This window comes from Labrenzia sp. R5_0, assembly GCF_017743835.1.
In the GTDB taxonomy this organism is placed as follows: domain Bacteria; phylum Pseudomonadota; class Alphaproteobacteria; order Rhizobiales; family Stappiaceae; genus Roseibium; species Roseibium algicola.
On sequence record NZ_JAGHRK010000001.1, the window covers coordinates 894,097 to 918,652 of the forward strand.

The following is a 24,556-nucleotide window of genomic DNA, read 5'->3' on the forward strand; positions in this document are numbered from 1 at the left end:
ACACCCCGGGAGCAAGCTTTAAAGGGTGTTGCGGCGAAGGCGGGTTCGAAAATTCCGGATTTTTAGGAACGCGTCATCAACGCAGGCAGCAGCGCGCCAGAAGCGTGCGGCGTGACCTTGACCTTGTCGCTGTGCAGGATCGGCTGGACATACTGCAGGAGCGGAATGACCAGGGCATTTTCTGCAATGTGGCGATCGACTTCCTTCCAGCCTTCGATGCGCTTGTCCTCGTCAGCCTCGCCCCAAAGCGGCAGGATCTTCTGCATCAGCTCTTCGCCATCCCAGACGGAGTGAGGTGAGGGGCCGAACATGGCGAAGCCGGTCGAGGTGGTCGGGTCGCCAATGGCATTGCCCCAATTGTAGAAGGCTGCCGGGGCCAGCGTATCGGCCGCGCGCAATTCGTAATGCTTCGCGATTTCGTAGACTTCGATTTCCGCCTCGATGCCGATCTTGCGCCACAAGCCGACGATGGCCTGAATGATCTCGTAATCCTTGGGCTTGAAGCCGCGGGTGGTCTGGATCTTGAACTTGACCGGATTGTCCGGACCGAAGCCGGAGGCCGCCAGCAGTTCCTTTGCCTTGTCCGGGTCGTAGGGAACGGTGATCGAGGCATCATAAGCGGAATAGTCGGGTGTCTGCAGCGTGTCGATGGGCACGCCGTATCCCGACAGGAGACGTTCGATGATGGTCTTCTTGTCGATGGAATAGGCCATCGCCTTGCGAACGTTTTCGTCCAGCATCGGATCGACATCGTTGATGAAAATCATGCCGATGTCGGAGATCGGGGCTGCGGTGCCGACGATGCCGTCGTTTTCCTTCAGCCGGTCGAATTCCTCGTAAGGCATTTCCAGCGTGACATGCGCATTGCCCGACATAACCTCGAAGGTTCGGCTGGACGCATCGGTCACGAACTTGATCGTGACCGTCTTGAATTCCGGTGCGCCGCCCCAGTAGTTCTCGTTGGCTTTCAGTCGGACGAAGGCGTTGCGCTCGAACTTGTCGACCATGTAAGGCCCGGTCCCGATCGGCTTGGCCTCGAAACCGTCTGCGCCGACTTCCTCATAGTATTTCTTCGGCATCACATAGCCGGTCAGGAAGCTCATCCACTTGAAGATGGTGGGCTCGTATTCCTTGACGTCGGCGGTGATCTTGTTGCCGTCGATCTGGAAGTTGCCGACCTTGCCCCAGATGAATTGGATCGGATTGCCCGTGTCCGGATTGCCGGCGCGTTCCAGCGACCAGACGATGTCTTCCGGTGTCAGCGGATCACCGTTGTGCCAGGTGACGCCTTCGCGCACATCCATCCAGATCTTCGACTTGTCGTCGTTCCAGCCCCAGCCGGTGATGATGCCCGGTGCAAAGCTGAGGTCCGTGTTCTGATGAATGAACATGTCGAACACGGACTGGTAGATGCCCTGGATGGTTGGGTTGACCGCGGACGGGCCGACCGTCGGATCCCAGCTCGGCAGGTTGACGTTATAGGCGATCACCAGTTCTTCGATGTCGCTGGCGAATGCTACCGGTGTTCCGACGGCTGTCAGCAATCCGCTGGCGGCCGCACTTTTAAGCAGTGTGCGTCTTGAAACTCTCATGGTTACTGTTCCCCATTTTACCTCTGGTGCCGGTGCGTTTGTTTTTGTCGCTATCCGGCAAGTTTTTGTGCAAGCAGATATCCGGGCCCTGCGCCGGTTCCCGCACCGGGCCAGACGGCCGCGCCGGTGTGGTAAAGGTTTCCAACCGGCGTCGTTCCGTCGGCAAAGCCGCGTACGGGCCTGAACATGAAATGCTGGGTCAGATGATGGCTTCCGCAGACCTGGTCTCCTCCGACCAGGTTGGGATTGTCCGCCTCCAGCAGGGCGGGCGATACGATATGGTGGCCGAGGATCTTGGCCCTCGTGCCGGGGGCATAACGTTCCAGAATATCGAGTGCGCGTTCGGCAAACGGCTCCGCCGCTTCGGTCCAGTCGGTGGCCGCAATCTTGCCGGCGGCATCCCCCTTGATGGTGCCGGGTGCCATGCGGACCTGAAGCCAGAGAACATGCTTTCCCTCCGGTGCCCGGCTAGGATCGACGACGGTTGGCTGACCGCAGACAATCACCGGTTCTTCCGGCAGAAGGCCGGCTTGGGCCTGTGCATAGGTTCGTGCCATCTGATCGAGGTCCGGAGCCATGTGCACATAGACGAATTTTTTCAGCTCTTCGCCTGCGGTCCAGTCTGGCAGGGCGTCCATGGCAAGATGAATCATCATCGTGCCCGGCGCATGTGCTGATTTCTTCAGGCCGAGGTCATACCGCGCGTTGCCGGTTTCGCCCGCAAGTTTCAGCAAGGCGGATGGGGCGACGTTGGCAATCACCGCCTTGCGGGCCATGATCTGCCGACCGTCCTTGAGCTCGATGCCGCGTGCCTGTCCATTCTCGACGATCACGCGCGTGACTTCTGCATTGCAGGTTAGCGATCCGCCCGAAGCCTCGATCTGCGAAGCCATGGCCTTGACGATCGTATCCGCACCGCCCTGACCCAGGACCATGCCGAAGGCCTGATTGACCATGCCTTCCAGGTAGGGGAACAGCGCGCCGCCTGAAATGTCGGGTGCAAAATCCAGATGCATCCCCCAGGCTGCAAGAAGGGCACGCACCTTCGGCGATGTGAAGGTTGTGTTCAGCCAGTCGCGCGGCGAGGATAGCAGAAAGCGGGCAAGGTCCAGCACGCCTTCCGAACCGCTTTTTCGCCACTCCTTGAACAATATATATGCAAATGCACGTTTTTTTGCCGGGCTGCCGAGAAGCGCGAACAAGGTCTCTGCGCGTCCCGGGAATTCCGACGTCAGCGCCCGCCAGACACGTGCGTCTTCCGGGCAGATCTTTTCGATTCGCGAAGCCGTCGTTTCCAGGTCATTGCTGACGCCAAGCCAGGTGCCGTCCGGAAAAACGGAAGAGAAACAATTGGATGCTGGCGCGAAAGCCAGCCCGTGGCTGCCCAGTTCCTCGGAGTATTGCTTGAAGAAGGCGGAACCTGCAAACAGGGAAAGGTTCATGGCCGCCCAGTCGTGGCGGTAGCCGGGTAGCGTGTACTCGCCCGATTTGACCGCCCCGCCAGGTTCCCCCGCGCGCTCGAAAACACCGACTTTCCAGCCTTGAGCTGCAAGATGAACAGCGCAGGCAAGGCTGTTATGCCCGCTGCCGATAATGACGCCGTCCAACACCTCGGTCACGATCAATCCCCTCCGTCGTTCGCAGAAGATAATTGCAAATACAAATAAATCTGTCTAGCATTGAATTGTGATAACGAGCCGACAGGCCACAGAGGTACAGAGGGAACGATTATGTCTGCAGAGAGCGCGCTCAGCGGGCTTGGAGCTAAACTCCTGTCCGGAGAAGTGGAAGTGGTGGATTGCACGGGCGTTCTGGGTCCGAATACGCCGATCCTGCAACTTCCGCCTGATTTTGCAAAGAATACGCCGAAGGTCGAGATTCACAAGATCAGTGAATATGACGCCGACGGTCCTTTCTTCGCCTGGAACTGGATGGTTCTGGGTGAGCATTCCGGCACGCATTTCGATGCGCCACATCACTGGATTACCGGGAAGGACTACAGCGACGGCTTTACGGACACGCTGGATGTGCAGCGTCTGATTGCGCCGGTCAATGTGATCGACTGTTCCAGGGAAAGCGCTGCTGATCCTGATTTTCTGCTGACTGCAGATTTGATCAAGGCCTGGGAAGCCGAGCACGGCGAGATCGGTGCCGGTGAGTGGGTTGTGATGCGCACCGACTGGGACAAGCGCGCCGGCGATGAAGCTGCGTTCCTCAATGCCGACGAAGCGGGTCCGCACAGCCCCGGACCGACGCCGGATGCGATTGAATATCTGCTGTCGAAGAAGATCGTAGGCTGGGGCAGCCAGTGCATCGGCACTGATGCCGGTCAGGCCGGTGGCATGGAGCCGCCGTTCCCGGCACATAACCTGTTGCACAGGGACAATTGCTTCGGTCTGGCATCGCTTGCCAATCTCGACAAGCTGCCGGCGAAGGGGGCGATCCTGATTGCCGCTCCGCTGAAAATCGAACGCGGCACTGGTAGCCCCATCCGGGCACTGGCTCTGGTTCCGAAAGCCTGAGGCGTCTCGAAATGGCCGCTCCGCACGTAATCGTCGGCTCCGGTATAAATGCCCTCGTCGCGGCAGCAATGCTGTCGCGCAGAGGGGAGCCGGTTCTGCTTCTGGAACGCTCAGACGTCCTTGGCGGCTGTATGCGGACAGAGGAAATCACGCTGCCCGGATTCCGTCATGATGTGATGGCGGCCACCTTCGTTCTTTTCATAACCTCACCTGCCTATGCGGAGTTGGCGGAAGATCTGGGCCGGCATGGTCTTGAATTCTGCCACACGCCGCATCCGACCGCTGTCTTACGGCCGGGAGGGGAGGCGCTGAAGCTGACGATGGACCGCGCGGCCAATGTGGCTGCGTTCGAGAAACTTGCAGCCGGAGACGGCAAGCAGCATGCGGCCGACGTCGGCGGTATCGAAGCCGACGCGGAGTTTCTGTTTGCCTTGCTGGGCAGCCCGCTCTGGTCTGGCAAGATGGCGCGCCTGATGCTCGCCCAAGCCTGGAAACGTGGTCTTGGCGGATTGAAGGCATGGCTCGGTACCTGCCTGCAGCCGGCTCGCGGCTGGCTGGAAGGAAGCTATCGGAGCGAAACCCTGCAGGCGCTTTGGGCGCCCTGGGTCCTGCACACCGGTTTGACGCCGGAAAGTACCTATTCGGGTCAGATGGGCCGGGTGATTGCTTTTGCGCTGGAAGCTGCCGGCGCACCAGTGGCCAAGGGCGGCTCCGGCTCCGTGCCGGAGGCGTTCCGAAAATTGATTGAGGCCAAGGGTGGCAAGATCCGCACCGGTGTCGATGTCGAACGTGTCCTGGTGAAGGACGGCAAGGCGGTCGGCGTCGAAACGGCAAGCGGTGAAACCATCAAGGCGCGGTCGGTGATTGCCTCCGTCACGCCAACGCAGCTCTATCAGCGGTTTTTGAAACAGGAAGCACTCCCGGAAGCCACGCAGAAATACCGCTACGGCCGCGGCAATTTCCAGCTTCACTATGCTCTGGATGGTGACCCGGACTGGATCGTCGAAGGGCTTGAGGATGTTGCGCTGATCCACCTTGCGGACGGCATCGACAGTGTTTCCAAGTCCGCCAACGAGGCCGAGCGGGGCCTTCTGCCTGAAGTTCCGACGATATGTGTTGGCCAGCCGCATCGTCTGGACCCCTCGAGGGCGCCGGAAGGCAAGGGGATCCTGTGGCTTCAGATCCCTGACGCTCCGCGCAGGATCAAGGGCGACGCCGCGGGCAGGATAGAGACCGGTCCGGAATGGACCGAAGCAACCCGGGAGGCCTTTGCCGACCGGCTTGAAGAAATCCTGAAGCGGCATATCCGCAACTTCGATCAGATCAAGCTTGCACGGCGGGCTTATTCGCCAGCGGATCTGAACGGCATCAATATCAATCTGGTCGGTGGAGATCCCTATGGCGGGGCCTGCAGCATCGATCAGTTTTTCATCTGGCGCCCCTTTGCTCATTCCGTTAATAGCGCCACCCAAATCCGGAACCTGCACATGATCGGCGCTTCGACCCATCCGGGGCCGGGGCTCGGTGGCGGGTCCGGCTACAATCTGGCGAAATGGATGGGTGCATGAGCAACGAGGATCGGACGGACGTCATCACGGAAGAAGCACGTGTGCAGCGGCTTGGCGAAATTGGGCTGGAGAATTTCCCGCCCTATTTGATGAACCGCATCATGGGCCGCTACAACGCGGCGCTGCGTGACGAAATGGCCAATCTGGGCCTGACGACACCCAAGATGCGTACGCTTGCCGTCTTGTCCGTGATCGACGGCCTGCTGATCAGGGAACTTGCCATTTATGCGGTCGTCGAAGTGTCGACGCTCAGCCGGGCGTTGGACGCACTGGAACGGGATGGGCTTGTCCGGCGCGTTGCCGACAAGGACGACAGCCGTGCTGTCCGCATTCATCTGACGCCCAAGGGGCGCGACACGCATGAGCAGCTCTGGCCGCATCTGGCTGGTGCATACCGGCAGATGTTCAAGGGCATCAGCGACGCGGACCAGCGGGCCTTCGTCGCCACGCTGCAGGCAATTTTGAAGAACGTGCGCAAGCACCCGATATGAGTTGATCGCGTAAGGAGGGGCCGATGGCCGAAAGGTCGTTCAAGGCTGAGGTAGAGCATCTTCGCAAGGGAACAGGAGACACCTTCACGGGTGAGGGTATTCTGGCCATCACCAAGGCACTCCTGGAAAACGGTGTCGGCTATGTCGGCGGCTATCAGGGGGCGCCGATCTCCCATCTGATGGATGTGCTGGCCGATGCGGAGGATCTTCTGGGCGAACTCGGCATCCGTTTCGAGGCCAATGCCTCGGAAGCTGCTGCCGCCGCCATGCTGGCTGCCTCCGTGCATTATCCCATTCGTGGTGCCGTCACCTTCAAGGGCTCTGTCGGCGTCAATGTCGCTTCCGATGCGCTCGCCAACCTGGCCTCGTCCGGCGTCAACGGCGGTGCGCTTGTCATCGTCGGCGAGGATTACGGCGAAGGCAGTTCCATCATGCAGGAGCGTTCCTACGCCTTTGCCATGAAATCCCAGTTCTGGCTGCTCGACCCGCGCCCGAACCTGGCATCCATCGTCAAATCCGTTGGCGACGGCTTTGCCCTGTCGGAAGCCAGCAATTCGCCGGTGATGCTGATGGTGCGCATCCGCTCCTGCCATGTCACTGGCCGGTTCGAAACCCGGGACAACGTTCCGCCGCCGCTGTCCGTGCGCGACGCGCTCTCCAGTCCGATGCGCGATTTCAAGCGCGTTGTCCTGCCGCCGATGTCCTATGCGCATGAGCATGACAAGATCGACAACCGCTGGCCTGCTGCTGAAAAGTTCATTCTGGAAAATCGTCTGAACGAGCATTTCGGCCCGGAAGAGGGCAAGGTCGGGATCGTCTGTCTCGGCGGCATCTACAACAGTGTCATCCGGGCGCTGCAACGCTTAGGACTTGCCGATATCAGCGGGAACACATCCATCCCGCTTCATGTGCTCAATGTCACCTATCCTCTGGTGAAATCCGAACTGCTTGAATTCTGCGCCGGCAAGGAAGCCGTGCTGATGGTCGAGGAAGGCCAGCCGGAGTTTATCGAGCAGCAGCTCGGGGCGATGCTCTACAAGGAAGGCCGGACGACGAAGCTGGAAGGCAAGGGTATTTTCCCGCGTGCGGGTGAATACACCGGCCAGATCATGCTCGACGGTCTGGATACCTTCGTTCGCCAGTACGCGCCCGAGCTTCTGCCAGGCAAGGTGCTGGCACCAAACGCACCCAAGCCGGAACTGCCGGATCTTTCCAAGACCGTGCCGATCCGTCCGCCGGGTTTTTGCACCGGGTGTCCGGAACGTCCGATCTTTGCCTCGTTGAAGATGGTGGAGCAGGAAGTCGGCCAGCATCAGATCACCGGTGATATCGGCTGTCATTTGTTTGCCTGCCTGCCGCCCTTCGAAATTGGCGGCTCCACCATGGGCTACGGCCTCGGGCCGGCCTCGAACGCGGCCTTTGACGGCGGCGGCGAGAGGCGTGCAATTTCGATCATCGGCGATGGCGGCTTCTGGCATAACGGCCTCAGCACTTCCATCGGCAACATGGTGTTCAACAAGTCCGACAGCGTCGCGATCATCGTCGACAACTATTATTCGGCGGCAACCGGGGGGCAGGACATTCCCTCCAGCCGGGCGAAGAACAAGACCAAGTCGACAAACAACCCGATCACCAAGGCGTTGCAAGGAGCGGGGGTCAAGTGGATCCGGCAGATCGACCGGACCTATGATGTCACCCGGATGCGCGAAACCATACGCGAGGCACTGACCACCGAATATAATGGTCCGAAGGTGATCGTCGCGTCCTCCGAATGCATGCTCAACCGCCAACGCCGGGAAAAGCCCCAGCGCAACAAGGCGATTGCAGGCGGCGAGCGGGTCGAGGTGCCGCGGTTCGGCGTCGATCAGGACATCTGCACTGGCGATCACGCCTGCATCCGTCTGTCCGGGTGTCCGTCGCTTTCGCTGAAGAAACTCGATGACCCGCTGCGGGATGATCCGGTGGCACATATCGACCAGTCCTGCGTGGGCTGTGGCAACTGCGGCGAAGTCGCCGACGCCGCCATCCTGTGTCCGTCCTTCTATGAGGCGAAAGTGGTTCATAACCCGACAGGCTTTGAAGCCTGGTATGCGGGGCTTCGCACAAGGATCATTTCCTGGCTGCAGACACGACGGGCCAGCTCCCGTCTGACCTTTACCGGGGAGGGCGCGTGATGTCGCTTTCATTGCCACTGGAAGCCAGACCGGCAGATCCGGCGCTCGAAGGGATCATCAAACTCGCCATTCTGGCCGTTGGCGGTCAGGGCGGCGGCGTTCTGACCAACTGGATCGAGGGCCTGGCCAGGTCACAAGGCTATCATTGCCAGGCAACGAGCGTGGCCGGTGTCGCCCAGAGAACCGGTGCGACCATCTACTATATGGAGATGGCGCCGGGCGATGTCGCGGCCCCCGTCTTTTCGCTCGCGCCATCTGCCGGCGATGTCGACATTATCATTGCCGCGGAAATGATGGAGGCCGGGCGTGCGATCATTCGCGGTTTCGTGACCCCCGATCGCACCACGCTGATCGCTTCGACCCACCGCATGCTTGCGGTCTCCGAGAAAACCGTGCCGGGCGACGGCATGGCGTCTTCGGAGGAGGTAAAAGCGGCAGCTGAACTGGCTGCACAGAAGCTTGTTCTGGCTGATATGGATACGGCTGCCCTGAAAGTCGGATCCGTGATTTCCGCTTCGCTTTTTGGCGCACTGGCTGGCTCCGGCGCTTTGCCCTTCGAACGGGCGGCTTTTGAAGAGGCCATTCGCGCTGGCGGCAAGGGCGTTGAGGCAAGCCTCAGGGCTTTCGCCGCAGGTTACGATCTGGCGAAAAATGGCGAAGAGCCGAAGGTTGAAGCCGCAAAACCGGCCAGGCAGGAAATTGTCAGACCGGCCGGGCCGGATATGGCGCAGAAGGCCTGGGCATCTCTGGAAGCAAAGGTCGCGGCTCTGCCGGAGCCTGTTCGCGAGATGGCACGGGCGGGGCTGCAGAAAGTCGTCGATTTCCAGGATACCGACTATGGGGCGGAGTATCTCGGCAGCCTGGAAAGTCTCGTCAGCCGGGATAGCGCGGAGAAGGATTACGAGCTCTCCCGCGAGGCTGCCAAGTACATCGCCAATGCGATGGCCTATGACGATGTCATTCGGGTTGCTGACCTGAAAACGCGGTCGCAGCGTTTCGACCGGATTGAAACGGAAATGCAGGTGAAGGACGGCAAGCTGATGCACCTGACCGACTATCTTCACCCGCGTGCGGAAGAAATCGTAGGTTTGCTGCCGGAAAAGATGGGCCGGAAGATGGAGAACGATCCGGTCTGGATGAACCGCATCGACCGCTGGTTCAACCGTGGTCGCCGCATCCGCACCGATAGCCTGCGCGGCTTTGCAATGCTCTATTTCCTCGGTGGTTTGCGCGGCTGGCGCCGCAAGACCTTGCGCCACCGGATGGAGCAGGATCATCTGGAAAGCTGGCTGAAGATGGTCTCCGGTTACCTGCCGGACCGCTATGCTATGGCCGTGGAAACCCTGCGCTGCCGCAGGCTTATCAAGGGCTATTCCGACACTCATGCACGAGGCCTGTCGAAATTCGACAAGGTTCTGGCCGGCGCAAGGATGGTGGAAAACCGGGACGATGGTCCTGATTGGGTTGCCCGCCTGCGTGACGCTGCCCTCAAGGATGAAAAGGGCACGGATCTCGATGGGGCGCTGAAGACGGTTGAGAGCTTTGTTTGAGGGAAGGGTGTCCCGGAACTCAATGAAGGGACATTCCCCTCGATTATCCCCCTGGCGAGCATAGCGGGACCCGGGGGGACCCATTTCCAGAGTATCCGGGTTTCAAGGCAAGTCTTCGCCTCGTTGCTGGCGAAGCGAGCAGTCGAGTGCGGCCCGGATTTGCGTCGGCTCTTGCCGAGTTTGCGGCCCATCCGTCGAGACAGCGTTCCGCACTTCCTCAGGATGAGGCGGGAACGAGTTCGAGTTCAGAGGAACGGCTCTCCGCGCCGCTACACCCACACCCTCATCCTGAGGAGGCCGTCAGGCCGTCTCGAAGGATGGGCCGCTTGTGCTGGCTCCGGCGAAACGGCCTCCCGGTTCATCCTGCCAGTGCCTTCCCCAGTTCCACCACGACTTCGCGTGTGGCCTCTTCGCTCGTCTGGATGCCGGGGGAGAGCCGGAGGGTTGCTCCCCGGGTGTCGGCGGAAAAACCGGCACCACGCAGATGGTTCAGCACCTGCACGGCTTGTTCTGGCGAAGCAAGTCCGAACATGAGACTGCCGCCACGATCTTCTTCTGATCTCGGTGTGAGCAGCTTCAGGCCAAGGTCATCCGCGCCATCGATCAGGATACCGCAAAGGTGCCGGTTGCTGCGCAGGATGGACTCCCTGTCGGCGCTGGCATGCCACTTCAGGGCGGGCACAGAGGCGGCCGAAGGCATGATCGACGGGGTGCCGTTGTCGAAGCGGCGGATGTCAGAGGCATATTCGAAGGCGTCGATATCCCAATTGAACGGGTTGTCCTGGCTGAACCAGCCGCACAGCTCCGGCCTGCAATCCCGGATCAGGTCCGGGTGGACATACAAGATGCCGGCTCCAGGCGTGCCACACATCCATTTCAGACTGGTCGAGACCACAAAATCCACGTTCGGCGCCTCAACCGAATAGGGCAGGAGTCCTGCGGCCTGGGTGATGTCCACACCGATGATGCTGCCCATCGAGCGGCCATGGTCAACGAGGGTTTCCAGATCCGAGCGTCTTGAGGTTGTGGAGCTGACCCAGGTGATCAGGCAGAGCGCGACATCGCGGTCCCACTCGGCGATCATGTCTTCGTCAGCGACGAAATTTGCGCCCTGACGGGCCCGCACGGTTACCAGCTCGAAGCCGAGCCGTTCCTGCAGGCGGGTGAGAAGAAAGTGGTTGGAAGGGAAACAGTCTGCGGCCACCAGCACCTTGCGGCCACGCAGCAGGCCGTCCGGCAGCGCCCGCATGACGATGTCGACGCCCTGGGTCACGTTCTCGCAGGTCGTAGCGGACCCGGCGGGTGCATCGATGATCGCGCGCCAGTAATCGATGAACTCTCCGCGCTTGCCGAGCAGATAGGGCCACTGCTGATCGTTCGGAGCACTCCAGACGGCAGCCAGCTCCGCCATCGCGGCGCTCAATCCGGCTTCCTTGCCGGGATACTGGCCGATGGAATGATAGAGGAAGTAGCCGTCTTCCCTGGTCGTCATGCGGTCCCCCGAAATGTCGTTTCCTTCGGTCAATCGGGGTGCTGAAACAGATCCGTTTCCGTCTCAAACACGCTATTGACCCTCACTGGAATATTCGTATACAGTTTTTGAGATAGTTCAAGCTTAAAGGACTTTTCAAATGCCTGAAAATGGGTTGAATAGGCTGAGCGTCTGTTTAGGCTTGAATTGTTCTGTATACGAATTTGCCGTGGTGACGAGGTTCGTGACAAGGGAGGCTTGCCGGTGACAGCAGGAAAATCAACCGCCTCCACTTCGGGTGCACAAAGCACCAGCGGACAGATCCACGACCTGCTCATGGGGCGCATCCAGCGTGGAGAGCTTGGTCAGGATATCCGCCTTGTCGACACCGCCGTGGCGGCCGAATTCGGCGTTTCCCGCATGCCGGCTCGTGATGCCCTGATGCGTCTTGCCCATGAAGGCTATCTGGAACCGACAACGCGGGGCTTTGTGCTGCCGCGTCTCGACCACCGGGAAATTCTGGAAATTTTCGATCTGCGACGTCTTCTTGAGCCCCGGGCAGCCGCCATGGCAGCGCTCAGCCTGTCGGAAGACGAGTTGAAGGGACTGCACGAAATCCTCGAGGATGCAGGTTCGGCTATGGCGGCGGGGGATACCGAGCATTTGCATCGGGCCTGCGAGATATTCCGCAACAGCTGGATTGCCGCCGTGCCGAATGTTTCGTTGCGCAAGGCGCTGCAGCGCTACATGACCCAGGTGCAGGCCGTGCGCCTGATGACCTTTGCCCATCAGGCGAACCATCCGTTGATCGTTGCCGGTAACACCCAGCTTTACCAGGCTTTCTGCCGCCGGGACGCGGTTGCCGCAAGCGACCGGATCCTGCGGTTCGTTTTTGAAGGGGAGGCGGCCTACCTCGCAGCACATGAGGATGCCGGCAATCAGAACACAATATCCTCTGCACAGGCAGGCTGAAGCGGGGGTAAAGGGAGCGATGGACAGGACATGACGGAAACCCGCGCGGAAGTCAGACTACCGACCCAGGACCTTGCCAAGGACCTGCCGTTCTTCACCAAGAAGCTGAACATGCGGCTGGACATGATCTATCCGGCCGACAGCCCGGAAATTGCGGTGTTCTCCGGTCACGGCTTGCGCGTGCGGGTGGAAAAGGGTGCAAGCGAAGCACCAGGCACGCTGCGAATTCTGACGGAAAATCCGGATGAATTTGCAGATGGTGAGCGCCTGCTGGTCTCCCCGAGCGGGACACGTGTCGAAATCGACGAACTCAATCCGCCGCTGGTGATGCCGGAAACCGAGCACGCCTTCGTGGTGCGCCGTCTGGCAGACCAGGCCCCATGGGTGATCGGCCGGGCGGGCATGTCCTATCGGGATCTTGTGCCGACACGGCTCGGCGGCGCCATGATCGCCTCGCATATCCGGGTTCCGGACGGACCGGTTCCGGACATGGTTCACTTCCACAAGGTCGGGTTTCAGCTGATCTTTTGTGTCCACGGATGGGTCGACGTTCTTTATGAAGATCAGGGCGGCATGCGCCGTCTGAGGGCCGGTGACTGTTTCATCCAGCCGCCGGAAATCCGTCACCGCGTGATGCACGCAGCCGAAGGGATCGAGGTAATCGAGATCGGCGTCCCAGCCGAGCACATTACCGAGATCGACCACGAGATGACCCTGCCGACGCCCCATGAGCGGCCGGATCGGGAGTGGCAAGGACAGAAATTCGTGCACAGCCTGGCACAGGACGGCGTTTTTGAACCGTTCCGCATTCCGGGTTTTGAGGGGCGCGACACCACCATCTGTGACAACACCCGAGGCGTGGCATCTGTTATGGTGGCTCGTCCGGTCGGGGAGGCCTCTCCCTGGACGCGTCATGACTGCGATATTCTATTCAACTTTGTGCTGGCAGGCGAAATGACCCTGGAGGGCGAAGGCAAAGATCCTTACCGCCTGTCTGCCGGAGACGCCTTCGTGATCCCGCCGAACATGGCGACGCGATACGCGGAAGCAACTGCCGACCTGGAACTGCTGGAAGTCAGCCTGCCGGGCCGGTTCGAAACGGAGGTCCTGCGCGACTGAAAAGGCAAAGCCTGTCGAGGAGGAAAGAACAGGCTGTGCAGGAGTTCAAGGTCAAGCCATGAGGGGATGACAGCATGAGAAAATTGACGACAATTGTGGCCGCAGCAGCGCTGCTGGGCACGGGCACCGCCGCACTGGCGGACGACACCAAGATCGGTATCCTGATGGACATCACTGGGCCGATCGCCAATTTCATTCCGCCGCTTCAAAATGCAGCCGATCTCGCGGTCAAGCAGGTGAACGAGCAGGGCGGTCTGCTGGGTGGCACGGCAGTTGCCGTCTACGGTGACACCACCGGCACCGCCCAGGGGGCGGTCGATGCTGCCCAGAAACTTGTGAACGTGGAAAACGTGCCGATCATCATGGGTTCGCTCATGTCTGGCACCACCATTGCCGCTGCAGAAGCTGCAATCATTCCGGCGGGCGTGCCGCAAATCTCGCCAACCGCGACCTCTCCGGCGATGACCTTCCTGGAAGACAACGGACTGGTGTTCCGCATTGTGCCTTCAGACAACTATCAGGGTGAAATCCTCGCCAAGATGGTGATGGACGAAGGCATCAAGAAAGTCGCGCTCACCTTCGTCAACAATGACTATGGCGTCGGTATCGGCGAAACATTCATCGACGCCTACACTGAAGCCGGTGGTGAAATCGTCGCCGAGGCGAAGCACGAAGAAAAGAAGGATTCCTACCGTTCGGAACTTGCAAGTCTGGCAAAGGGTGATGCCGAGGCGCTGGTTGTGATCGCCTATGCCGGCGACAGCGGTGGCAAGATCGTCCGTCAGGCCATTGAAGGTGGCCTCTTCACCAAATTCATCGGCACGGATGGTCTTCGTGACGAACTGCTGATCCAGAACGTTGGCGCAGATGCCCTGAAGACCTCGTTCTTCTCCTCACCGACGTCTCCGGCTGAAAACCCGGCCCAGCAGTCACTGCATGATGCCTTCAACGCCGAATTTGGCGAAGGTGCCGACAAGGCTTTTGTCGACCAGACCTATGACGCAACTTTCCTGGCACTGCTGGCTGTTGAAAAGGCCGGTTCGACTGACCGTGCAAAGATTGCCGAAGCTCTGAAGGAAGTTGCGATGGCTCCGGGCGAGAAAGTCGGCCCGGGTGAATGGGCAAAGGCGATTGCGCTGATCAAGGAAGGCAAGGACATCGATTACGACGGTGCCAGCGGCTCTGCGGAGTTCGATGAAAACGGCGATGTCGGTGGCTACATCGGCAAGTTCGTCGTGGACGGCGACGGCTACAAGCAAGTCGAAATCGTCGAATAAGTCGACCAGGCGACAGCGTGATTGAGCTGGACAAAATCTGCGTCGATTTTGGTGGTTTGCGGGCTATTGACCATGCAAGCTTCAAGATCGGCGCAGGCCGCATCACCGGCCTGATCGGGCCGAACGGTGCGGGAAAAACAACCGCCTTCAACGTCATTGCAGGTGCAATCCGGCCCAGTGCCGGCCGGGTGCTTCTGGACGGGAAGGATATAACTGCGCTCAAACCCCATCAACGGGCCAAGGCAGGCCTCGCACGCACCTTCCAGATACCTCACGAATTCGGGCATCTCTCGGTTCTCGAAAACCTGATGGCGTCTGCCTCGGCGCCGGAAGGCGAGAATGTCTTCAACGTGATCTTCCGCCGCGGCCACTACCAGGCCGAGGAGCAGGAAATCTATGAGACCGCGCGGGACACTGTCCGCCTGCTTGAACTGGACCATGTCATCGACGAGAAGGCAGGCAATCTTTCCGGTGGTCAGAAGAAGCTGGTCGAACTCGGCCGCGCCCTGATGCGCAACCCGAAGATCATCCTGCTGGACGAGATCGGTGCCGGCATCAACCGCACGCTTCTTTCCAAGCTGGCGGACAAGATCCTGATGCTGAACCGGGAGCGGGGGCTGACTTTCTGCCTCATCGAGCACGACCTCGATTACGTTTCCAAGCTGTGCGACCACGTGCTGGTCATGGCGCAGGGCACGCTGCTGACAGAAGGTTCGGTCGAAGACGTGCGTAACGACGAACGCGTGATCGAAGCCTATTTCGGCGGCGGAAAATACGAGGCGCAGCTATGACCGAGCGACTTTCCGTCACAAACGTCAGCGCCGGCTATGGCGGCCCGCCCATCATCGAAGAGGTCTCACTGACCGTTGAGCCTGGCGAGATCGCGGTCATTCTCGGGCCGAACGGCGCCGGCAAGTCGACCTTGCTCAAAACCATCTTCGCACTGACCACCGTCTCCGCCGGGTCGATCAAACTTGGCGCGAAGGAACTGGCGGGCTGCAAGACGTCCGCTCTTGTTCCGCTCGGTGTATCGGCAGTGCCTCAGACGAAAAACGTCTTTGCGACCATGTCCGTAGACGAGAACCTTGATGTCGGAACCTATGCAGCTCCACCAAAGGATAAAGCGGCGACGCGCGAACGTGTGCTCTCCCTGTTTCCCGACCTGCGGGACAAGTTGAAACAGCCTGCTGGCGAGCTTTCGGGTGGACAGCGGCAGATGGTTGCCATGGGCCGCGCCTTGATGAGCGACCCGAAGCTGGTGCTGCTGGACGAGCCGACAGCCGGTCTGTCGCCTGCCTATCTGGAGCGGATCTTCGATCTGCTTCTCGACATCCGCAAAACCGGGATCACGATATTGATGGTGGAACAGAATGCCCGCCAGGCTCTGCAGATTGCCGATCACGGCCATATTCTGGTGAACGGACGAAACTATGCCAGCGGGACCGGCAAGGAGTTGCTGGCGGATGAAGACGTGCGGCGCCTCTTCCTCGGGGGAGCGGCTGCATGATCGAGTTCGTGAATTTCTATCTGTTCCCGGCGCTGGCCATCGGCAGCATCTACGCGCTTGGCGCTGTCGGGATTTCCATGATCTTCGGCATTCTGCGCTTTGCCCATTTTGCACACGGCGATCTGATGACCCTGGGCACTTACGGTGTGCTGGCCATGGCTGCCATCGTCCCGGTCAATCCGCTTCTGCTGATCCCCTTCGGCATGGCACTCACGATTGTCTCGGCGCTGCTGGTCGACCGCTATTTCTACAAGCCACTGCGCGAGCTGCCGACCATTTACACGGTGATCTCGTCCTTCGGCATTGCGCTGGTCTTCCGTTCGATCGTCCAGTTGGTCTGGGGTTCTCAAAACCAGGTGTTTTCGACAGGCGTTAAACCGCCGCTGGTCCTATTCGATACCTTTCGGGTGTCGGTGCTGCATCTGCAGGCGGTGATCTCGACAGCGATCATTGCCGTGCTTCTGCACTACTTCCTGACCGTCACAAGAACCGGCCGGTCCATGCGGGCAGTTGCCGACGATCCGGAACTGGCCGAAGTTTCCGGTCTGGATACCGCCAAGGTCATTCGCTGGACGTGGATCATCGGCGCGGCTCTGGCGGCTATCGCCGGAACCTTTGCCGCTTTGAACACCAGTGCTCACCCCAATCTGGGCTGGAACCTGCTGATGCCTATGTTTGCCGCCGCCATTCTGGGTGGGATCGGCAAGCCGATGGGGGCCATGGCAGGTGGTTTCATCATCGGCCTGGCCGAGGAACTGTCCTCCTACCACTGGATCGGTGACGATGCGCTCATCTCCCCGTCCTACAAAACGGCGGTTGCCTTCGTCCTGATGATCGGCCTGCTCATCTTCCGGCCCCAGGGGCTCTTCAAGGGGAGGTTGCTCTGATGGAACTCACCGGTCTCTTTTTCTATGCGGTCAGTCTTCTGATCCTGGGCGGTATCTACGCAATCCTGTGCCTTGCCCTGAATGTACAATGGGGCATGGGCGGCCTCTTCAACGCCGGTATCGCCGGTTTCTACGGTGTTGGGGCCTATACCTCCGCGATCCTGACAACCGCGGCCTCGTCCAAGCATCTCGGAGGCTTTGGCCTGCCTGTACCGATTGGATTGATCGGGGCTGCGATACTCGCCGGGCTTGCCGGCTGGGCGGTGGCCAAGATCTGCGTGCGTCTCAAGAGCGACTATCTGGCGATGGCCTCCATCGGGATCGCCGAGATCCTGCGGCTCGTCATCGTCAACGAAAGCTGGCTCACAAACGGCAGTCTGGGCCTGTCCCGCATTCCAAGGCCTTTGGCGGACCTCACCACCGGGCGCATGGGGGACATCGTGTTTCTCGGCTTTGTCTGGTTCGTGGTGCTGCTGGTCTATCTGGCAGCCTCGCGCCTGCACGACAGCCCGTGGGGGCGCAGCTTGCGTGCGATCCGCGACAACGAGGCTTCTGCGGCGGCCGTCGGCAAGAACGTCGAGAAATTCAGAATCCAGACCTTTGTCATCGGTTGCGCTATCATGGGGATCGCCGGTGGCCTGTCAGCGCATTATTTCCGCTTCCTGTCGCCCACGGCCACCGATCCGCTGCTGGTGACCTTCCTTGTCTGGGTGATGCTGATGGCCGGTGGTTCCGGCAACAACAGGGGTGCCATCCTTGGTGCCTTGACCATCTGGACGCTATGGTCCGTGACGGAAATCTTCACCAACCGCCTGCCGCCGGAATGGGCGACCCGCAGTTCGTTCATCCGCATGCTGCTGGTGGGTCTGCTTCTGCAGGTGGTGCTGCAGCGTTTCCGGTCCGGACTGTTGCCGGAGAAATCGCCGCCAGTGAAATTCCGGCAGGAATAGCAACATTGCCGTATGGTCAGGCGAGTGGTGGAAACACCGCCGTCTTCTTCACGGTGCCATAAACGAAACTGGTATCGATCGACGCAATGCCGCCGATCGGATGAATGCGGTTGCGGATGAAGGTCTCATAGGCTTCAAGATCCGACACCACCACGCGCAGCTGATAATCCATCGCACCGGTCAGCACGTGGCATTCCAGAACCTCCTCGATAGTCTGCATCCGGCTTTCGAACCGGCGCACATCCTCCTCGTTGTGTCGCTCCAGCCGGATGCGGACGAAGACGGTGATCGGCAGGCCGTAGGCGGCAGCATCCACATCCACCGAAAACCCCTTGATTGCCCCGGAGGCTTCCAGGTTCCGGAGCCGGCGCAAGCAGGGCGAGGGCGACAGGTTGACCGCTTCCGCCAGGTCCTGGTTGGTCATGCGGCCATCCCGTTGCAGCGCACGAATGATCTGTCTGTCTTTCTTGTCCATTTGAAGCTCGATTGGCAGATTATGCTAATCTGAAGGCTAGCACTGACAGATTTTGAAATCTATCACCCTCATGATTGGATCATATTGCTCAGGCTGAAATCAGGGAGACAGCCATGAGTGCCTACAAGGGTTTTGCCAGCCGTGCGATCCACCTCGCTTACAATCCGCTTGAAAACGAGGGATCTCTGACGCCACCGCTGCATCTGACCTCCACCTTCGTGTTCGAGACGGCGGAAGCCGGCGGCGAGATGTTCGCGGGCGAGCGGGCAGGGCATATCTACAGCCGCATTTCCAATCCGACGCTGGATCTTCTGGAACGCCGCATTGCGGATCTGGAAGGAGCAGAAGCCGGTCTCGCGCTTTCTTCCGGCATGGGCGCGATCACCGCGACCCTTTGGACGCTCGTGGCACCGGGAGACGAGATCATCGTCGACGAAACCCTTTACGGCTGCACCTTTGCCTATATGCGCCATGGCCTGACCAAGTTCGGCATCAAGATCACCCATGTGGACCTGACCGATCCGGAAAACCTGCGCACCGTCATTTCCGACAAGACCCGGGTTGTCTATTTCGAGACCCCGGCCAACCCGAACATGCGCCTTGTCGACATCAGCCACGTTTCGGAAATCGCCCATGAGGCCGGTGCGACGGTAATCGTCGACAACACCTATGCCACGCCTTATCTCACCCGCCCGATCGAACTTGGCGCCGACCTCGTTCTGCATTCGGCCACCAAGTATCTGGGTGGTCATGGTGACGTCGTGGCCGGTCTGGTTGCCGGACGGGCCGACCAGATCCAGGAGATCCGTCTCGTCGGAATGAAGGACATGACCGGCGCGGTGATGGCCCCGTTCAGTGCCATGCTGATCCTGCGCGGTTTGAAGACGCTTGCCCTGCGCATGGACAGGCACTGTGCGTCCGCGCAGAAAGTCGCCGAATGGCTGCAAGACCATCCGGCGGTCTCAAAGGTCTACTTCCCGGGACTTGAAAGCTTTGTGCAGCACGAACTGGCAAACAGGCAGATGAGCCAGCCGGGCGGCATGATTGCCTTCGAACTGAAGGGTGGTCTGGAAGCTGGTATTTCCATGATGAATGGCCTCAAGATGATCCAGCGGGCCGTATCCCTGGGTGATGCCGAGACGCTGATCCAGCATCCTGCGTCCATGACCCATTCCACCTACACCCCGCAAGAGCGCGCCGCCCACGGCATCAGCGACGGCCTCGTGCGCCTGTCCGTGGGCCTGGAAGATCTCGACGACATTCTTGAAGACTTGGCGCAGGCCATGCCGCAGGTGCCTGTTGCGGCGGCAGCCTGAGCTCAGTCAACAACCAGGTTTTTCCAAAGACCACCAGATCCTCTCCTCCTCTCAACCTCATCCTGAGGAAGCGCGAAGCGCTGTCTCGAAGGATGGGCCTCACATTCCGGAGCAAGTGGCCCATCCTTCGAGACGGGCCGTTGGCCCTCCTCAGGATGAGGGAGCGGTGGAAGTGAGAGTCGGGGAACGTGGCGGACAGCCCAAATCAGGGCGTCCGTGCCACGCCGGATTTCACCCGCCGCAGCGGAATGGAACTTTCGATGTTGGCGACACCAGGCACCTTGGTCAGCTTTCCGGTCAGGAAGGTTTCGAAGGCGGCGAGCCCGGTGGTTGCCACGCGCAGAAGATAGTCCCGGTTGCCGGTCATCAGCCAGCAGTCGACGACTTCCGGAAACGCCTGAATGGCGGCTTCGAACTGGTCCAGGGTGACGTCGATCTGCTTGTCGAGCTGAACGGACACAAAGACCGAAACCTCGTAGCCGAGCTTCACCTCGTCGATCAGCGCGCAATATCCTGTCACGATGCCGCGGTCTTCCAGGTGCCTCAGGCGGCGGGCTGCCGGTGTCGCACTCAGGCCGATACGTTCGGAAAGATCCTGAATTGAAATTCTGCCGTTCTGGCGCAGCTCCCGCAGGATCTGGATATCAAATGTGTCGAGAGTGTCGGAAATCGCCAAGGAAGGCCTCATTCTTGGTGGAACTCTCCAAGACTTAGCCGAAAAGATTAGGAAATAGCAAGAAACCGGTTCTTGCCCGAAGCTAGAGTAACGGCAAGTACGCACTTAACGGGAACGCCTCCATGAGCACCGAACACCTGAAGACCATCGAACAGCGCCTGTTGTGGCTGTCGCACTGGATGATCCATCACGCCAACCACGTGCGTCCGAAGGTGGATGGCATCAAGATCGGCGGGCATCAGGCAAGTTCAGCTTCCATGGTTTCGATCATGACGGCGCTCTACTTCTCTGTTCTCCGGCCGGAAGACCGGGTGGCGGTCAAGCCGCATGCCTCGCCGATCTTCCATGCGATCCAGTACCTGATGGGCAATCAGACGCGCGAAAAGATGGAAAACTTCCGCGGCTACGGCGGCGTTCAGTCCTATCCTTCGCGTACCAAGGATATCGATGATGTCGATTTCTCCACCGGTTCGGTTGGGCTCGGTGTTGCGATTACCTCCTTCGCGTCGCTGGTACAGGACTATATCGCAGCCAAGAGTTGGTCGGGCGACAAGCCGCTCGGCCGCATGATCGCTCTGGTCGGCGATGCTGAACTCGACGAAGGCAATGTGTATGAAGCTCTTCAGGAGGGCTGGAAGAACGATCTCAGGAACTGCTGGTGGATCATCGATTATAACCGCCAGTCGCTCGACGGTATCGTTCGTGAGGGGCTCTTTGATCGGGTCGAGAAAATCTTCGATGCCTTCGGCTGGCAGGTGGTCCGGGTCAAATACGGGGTCTTGCAGCGCGCGGCCTTTGCCGAACCCGGCGGCGACAAGCTGCGCCAGTGGATCGACGATTGCTCCAACCAGGATTATTCCGCGCTTACATTCATGGGTGGAGCCGTCTGGCGCAAACGCCTGATGGACGACCTGGGTGATCAGGGCGATGTCACCGCGCTGATCGACCGCCGCTCGGATGATGAACTGGCGGATCTCATGGAAAATCTCGGCGGCAATTGCACCGAGACCATGGCGGAAGCCTTCGCCGCCATCGATCACGACAAGCCGACCTGCTTCCTTGCCTATACTATCAAGGGGTGGGGCACGCCGATTGCCGGCCACAAGGACAATCACGGCGGCCTGATGAACAAGACCCAGATGGCCGAGTGGCAGAAACACATGGGCGTTGCGGAAGGCGAGGAATGGGAGCCCTTCGCGACAGTGCCGGACGTTGGAGCGCTGAAGGCGTTTCTGGATCAGGTGCCGTTCTTTGCCAAAGGCACCCGCCGTTTCTCTGACGACAAGATCGCCGTACCTGCCATCGAGCTTGCCCCCGACCGGGATATTTCCACCCAGATGGCCTTCGGCAAGGTTCTGGATGATCTCTCCAAGGGCGACAGCAAACTGGCCGAGCGTATCGTTACGACCTCACCGGATGTCACCGGCACCACCAACCTTGGTCCCTGGGTTAACCGGCGCAAGCTCTTCGCCCGCAAGGCCATGGCGGATGCCTTCATCGAGCACAGGATTCCCTCGACTGCGAAGTGGGAGTTCACGCCGGAAGGCCAGCATATCGAACTCGGCATCGCCGAGATGAACCTGTTCCTGCTGTTGGGCGCTGCCGGTCTTTCTCATTCGCTTTTTGGCGAAAGGTTGGTCCCCATCGGCACAGTCTATGATCCTTTTGTCTGCCGGGGGCTCGATGCGCTCAACTATGCCTGCTATCAGGATGCCCGCTTCATGATTGTCGGTACGCCATCCGGCGTGACCCTGTCCCCGGAAGGCGGTGCGCACCAGTCCATCGGCACACCGCTGATCGGCATGAGCCAGGACGGACTGGCCGCTTTCGAACCCGCCTTTGCCGACGAACTGGCCGTGATCATGGAATGGGCCTTCGATTACTTGCAGCGCGACGGCGAGGGTGATTCGGACGAACGCACCTGGCTGCGCGACGAGACCGGGGGCTCCGTCTATCTGCGCCTGTCGACCAACCCGATCGAACAGCCCGTCAAACGGGCCGACGATGCCTTCCGCCAGGGCGCCATTGACGGTGCCTACTGGCTTCGCAAACCCGGCCCCAACTGCGAAGTTGTGATCGCCTATCAGGGTGTCGTTGCGCCCGAAGCCATCAAGGCGGCGGGAGAACTCGCCGGTAACCGGCGGGATGTCGGTGTTCTTGCCGTCACGTCCGCCGACCGCCTCAACGCGGGCTGGACGGCGGCGCAAAGAGCAAGGTCTCGTGGCAACGCGGCCGCCAGGTCCCATATCGAGCAACTGCTGGGCGATCTGCCCGGTCATTGCAAACTGATCACTGTGATTGACGGCCACCCGGCAACGCTCGCCTGGCTTGGCGGTGTTGCCGGCCACCAGACCATCCCGCTCGGTGTCGAACATTTCGGCCAGACCGGTACGATTGGCGATCTCTACCGCCATTTCGGTATCGACGCCGCGTCGATCATCGAGAAGGTGAATGGATTGACGCCGGGGCGGCGAGTCTAAGTGCGCCTGAAGCTAAAGGCAGGGGCTGGATGGCACGTGATGTCTGCAGGTCATGGCTCGATTATGCCCTTGGTCAGAATGATGTTGCCGTAGAGGCGGGTCTCGCCTGTCTGGACCACGGCAAAGGCATGGCTGGCCGCTTCATAAAAGGCGTGGCGTTCCAGCGTTGAAATCCTGGCCGGCTTGTCGGCGGTGTCATCGATGATGGTCTGGAACTCGGCGACAATCTCCGGCACCGCGTCCGGATCACCGACCACCTGCATCGTCCGGGCGGGCGCGGCGACGAACGTGTCGAGCGGCATAACCGACAGGATCGCCTTCAGCGTGTCTGTTGCCGATATGCCATCGAGACGAACACAATCGGGACCGGAGCTTTCCGCCGGGAAATTGGCGTCGACAATGGCGATCTCGTCGCCGTGCCCCATGGCTCTGAGGGCATAAAGCAGCGAGGGGCTCAGGATGGGGGGAAGGTTACGCAACATGGGAGGTCTCGCTCGGCAAGGGGGCATCGGGGCGGATCAGGCCAGCAGACCTGAGGTCTGACCAGAGTGCGGCAGGGATATCGGTCTTCAAGAGAGCAATATTGGCTTCAACCTCGGCCGCGTTCACCGCGCCGGGGATGACGGTCTTCACACTTGGGTGTCCAAGCACGAACTGCAGCGCGGCCGCGATCAGCGGCACTGAATGGCTGCGGCAGACATCTTCGATCTTGCGCACGCGCTCAAGGATCTCCGGCGGTGCATCGGCGTAGTTGTATTTCGCACCGGGAACGGCCCCGGTTGCCAGAATGCCGGAATTATAGGGCCCACCCAGAATGATGCCGACGTCCCGTTGCTCGCAAAGCGGCAGGAAGCTCTCAAGGGCGTCCTGTTCCAGAAGCGTGTAGCGGCCGGCAAGCAGGAAACAGTCGAAATCGGCAAGGCCAAGCAGCTTTTGGCAAACCTGCCATTCGTTTACCCCTGCGCCGATGGCCGCAACGTCTCCGGCCTCTTTCAACTCGGTAAGCGCCTTGTAGCCGCCAAGATCGAAGAGCTCGCGGACGCGGGCATCGCTGGCTTCCTGAGAGCCTTGCGAAAAGGCGCAGACGTCATGCACGAAAAGGATGTCCGCGTTGGCGACCTCCAGTCGCTGACGGCTTGCCTCGTAGCTGCGCATGACGCCGTCATAGCTGTAGTTGAAGACGATCCGCTTTTGCGGCACATCGACAAAGGCTTCCGGGGTCACCTCGTGCGGCTCGCAATCCAGCAGCAGGCGGCCGATCTTGGTGGAAAGCTGAATGTTCTCGCGGCCAAAACGCTTGATGGCAGTGGCAAAGCGCATTTCCGATCGGCCCAGGCCGTATTGCGGCGCCGTGTCAAAGTAGCGGATGCCGTTGTCATAGGCCGCCTGAAGGGCAGCCTGGGCATCTTCTTCCGAAACCTTGCGGTAGAGATTGCCGAGCGGCGCGCCGCCGAAACCCATCTCCGTCAGGTCGATCGGCCTAGCGGTTCTGCTGTTCAGCCGCTGTGTTCTTAGAGCGGTCATGTGTT

21 protein-coding genes are annotated in these 24,556 nt (G+C 60.1%); 14 read left to right on the top strand and 7 right to left on the bottom strand.

The features are described from left to right. Positions 1-62 precede the first annotated feature (62 nt). Both J7447_RS04160 and J7447_RS04165 read right to left on the bottom strand, forming a co-directional pair. The gene (locus tag J7447_RS04160) at positions 63-1,592 is read right to left on the bottom strand and encodes an ABC transporter substrate-binding protein (protein WP_031268068.1); all 1,530 of its coding nucleotides are present in this window, start codon (positions 1,590-1,592) and stop codon (positions 63-65) included. Between the two features lie 50 nt (positions 1,593-1,642). Then, complete coding sequence (locus J7447_RS04165; protein WP_353653758.1) at positions 1,643-3,202, bottom strand: NAD(P)/FAD-dependent oxidoreductase; 1,560 nt, start codon at positions 3,200-3,202, stop codon at positions 1,643-1,645. Positions 3,203-3,322: 120 nt separating this feature from the next. On the opposite strand from J7447_RS04165, the gene J7447_RS04170 reads away from it, so the two are divergent. The 5 genes from J7447_RS04170 to J7447_RS04190 are packed head-to-tail and all read left to right on the top strand — an operon-like array spanning position 3,323 to position 9,897. Continuing rightward, positions 3,323-4,114, top strand: a complete 792-nt coding sequence (locus J7447_RS04170) for a cyclase family protein (RefSeq protein ID WP_209168862.1) — start codon at positions 3,323-3,325, stop codon at positions 4,112-4,114. A gap of 11 nt (positions 4,115-4,125) precedes the next feature. Continuing rightward, positions 4,126-5,682, top strand: coding sequence for an NAD(P)/FAD-dependent oxidoreductase (locus J7447_RS04175; protein ID WP_209168864.1), 1,557 nt, complete (start codon positions 4,126-4,128; stop codon positions 5,680-5,682). Further along, on the top strand, positions 5,679-6,173 hold the full coding sequence (locus tag J7447_RS04180) for a MarR family transcriptional regulator (RefSeq protein ID WP_022997707.1): 495 nt from the start codon (positions 5,679-5,681) through the stop codon (positions 6,171-6,173). Before J7447_RS04175 ends, J7447_RS04180 begins: the two co-directional genes overlap by 4 nt. A gap of 23 nt (positions 6,174-6,196) precedes the next feature. Beyond that, positions 6,197-8,347, top strand: coding sequence for an indolepyruvate ferredoxin oxidoreductase subunit alpha (locus tag J7447_RS04185; protein WP_209168866.1), 2,151 nt, complete (start codon positions 6,197-6,199; stop codon positions 8,345-8,347). Further along, positions 8,347-9,897, top strand: a complete 1,551-nt coding sequence (locus J7447_RS04190; protein ID WP_209168868.1) for an indolepyruvate oxidoreductase subunit beta family protein — start codon at positions 8,347-8,349, stop codon at positions 9,895-9,897. Before J7447_RS04185 ends, J7447_RS04190 begins: the two co-directional genes overlap by 1 nt. 358 nt (positions 9,898-10,255) lie before the next feature. On the opposite strand, the gene J7447_RS04195 is transcribed toward J7447_RS04190, so the two are convergent. Beyond that, positions 10,256-11,389, bottom strand: coding sequence for an aminotransferase class V-fold PLP-dependent enzyme (locus tag J7447_RS04195; protein ID WP_209168870.1), 1,134 nt, complete (start codon positions 11,387-11,389; stop codon positions 10,256-10,258). Between the two features lie 243 nt (positions 11,390-11,632). On the opposite strand from J7447_RS04195, the gene J7447_RS04200 reads away from it, so the two are divergent. The 7 genes from J7447_RS04200 to J7447_RS04230 all read left to right on the top strand — a co-directional run bounded on the left by J7447_RS04200 (position 11,633) and on the right by J7447_RS04230 (position 18,080). Then, entirely contained in the window at positions 11,633-12,340 is a 708-nt protein-coding gene (locus J7447_RS04200) for a GntR family transcriptional regulator (RefSeq protein WP_209168872.1), read from the top strand. Positions 12,341-12,370: 30 nt separating this feature from the next. Continuing rightward, the gene (locus tag J7447_RS04205; protein ID WP_209168874.1) at positions 12,371-13,459 is read left to right on the top strand and encodes a cupin domain-containing protein; all 1,089 of its coding nucleotides are present in this window, start codon (positions 12,371-12,373) and stop codon (positions 13,457-13,459) included. Between the two features lie 74 nt (positions 13,460-13,533). Continuing rightward, positions 13,534-14,736 carry an ABC transporter substrate-binding protein gene (locus tag J7447_RS04210; protein WP_022997701.1) on the top strand — a complete coding sequence of 401 codons (1,203 nt, stop codon included), beginning with the start codon at positions 13,534-13,536 and terminating at the stop codon, positions 14,734-14,736. Positions 14,737-14,753: 17 nt separating this feature from the next. Next, positions 14,754-15,527 (top strand): ABC transporter ATP-binding protein, encoded by a 774-nt coding sequence (locus J7447_RS04215; protein WP_022997700.1) that lies wholly within the window; start codon positions 14,754-14,756, stop codon positions 15,525-15,527. Continuing rightward, complete coding sequence (locus J7447_RS04220) at positions 15,524-16,243, top strand: ABC transporter ATP-binding protein (protein ID WP_022997699.1); 720 nt, start codon at positions 15,524-15,526, stop codon at positions 16,241-16,243. Before J7447_RS04215 ends, J7447_RS04220 begins: the two co-directional genes overlap by 4 nt. Continuing rightward, a complete protein-coding gene (locus J7447_RS04225) occupies positions 16,240-17,130 on the top strand; it encodes a branched-chain amino acid ABC transporter permease (protein ID WP_022997698.1) in 891 nt (296 codons plus the stop codon). The genes J7447_RS04220 and J7447_RS04225 overlap by 4 nt, the downstream gene beginning before the upstream one ends. Continuing rightward, the gene (locus tag J7447_RS04230) at positions 17,130-18,080 is read left to right on the top strand and encodes a branched-chain amino acid ABC transporter permease (RefSeq protein ID WP_022997697.1); all 951 of its coding nucleotides are present in this window, start codon (positions 17,130-17,132) and stop codon (positions 18,078-18,080) included. Before J7447_RS04225 ends, J7447_RS04230 begins: the two co-directional genes overlap by 1 nt. Positions 18,081-18,096: 16 nt before the next feature. Here the strand turns inward: J7447_RS04230 and J7447_RS04235 are convergent, their stop codons facing one another. Continuing rightward, positions 18,097-18,555, bottom strand: coding sequence for an Lrp/AsnC family transcriptional regulator (locus J7447_RS04235; protein ID WP_055659083.1), 459 nt, complete (start codon positions 18,553-18,555; stop codon positions 18,097-18,099). Positions 18,556-18,668: 113 nt separating this feature from the next. Here J7447_RS04235 and J7447_RS04240 point away from each other — a divergent pair, with 113 nt between their 5' ends. Continuing rightward, positions 18,669-19,871, top strand: a complete 1,203-nt coding sequence (locus tag J7447_RS04240) for a methionine gamma-lyase (RefSeq protein WP_209168876.1) — start codon at positions 18,669-18,671, stop codon at positions 19,869-19,871. Between the two features lie 205 nt (positions 19,872-20,076). Here J7447_RS04240 and J7447_RS04245 read toward each other — a convergent pair whose 3' ends face one another. Next, positions 20,077-20,559, bottom strand: coding sequence for an Lrp/AsnC family transcriptional regulator (locus J7447_RS04245; RefSeq protein ID WP_022997694.1), 483 nt, complete (start codon positions 20,557-20,559; stop codon positions 20,077-20,079). Between the two features lie 110 nt (positions 20,560-20,669). Here J7447_RS04245 and J7447_RS04250 point away from each other — a divergent pair, with 110 nt between their 5' ends. Then, positions 20,670-23,027 (top strand): 1-deoxy-D-xylulose-5-phosphate synthase N-terminal domain-containing protein, encoded by a 2,358-nt coding sequence (locus J7447_RS04250; protein ID WP_209168878.1) that lies wholly within the window; start codon positions 20,670-20,672, stop codon positions 23,025-23,027. 50 nt (positions 23,028-23,077) lie between these two features. Here J7447_RS04250 and J7447_RS04255 read toward each other — a convergent pair whose 3' ends face one another. Both J7447_RS04255 and J7447_RS04260 read right to left on the bottom strand, forming a co-directional pair. Continuing rightward, entirely contained in the window at positions 23,078-23,509 is a 432-nt protein-coding gene (locus J7447_RS04255) for an RbsD/FucU domain-containing protein (protein WP_055659087.1), read from the bottom strand. Next, positions 23,499-24,551, bottom strand: a complete 1,053-nt coding sequence (locus tag J7447_RS04260; protein ID WP_209168880.1) for an aldo/keto reductase — start codon at positions 24,549-24,551, stop codon at positions 23,499-23,501. Before J7447_RS04260 ends, J7447_RS04255 begins: the two co-directional genes overlap by 11 nt. Positions 24,552-24,556: the final 5 nt, after the last annotated feature.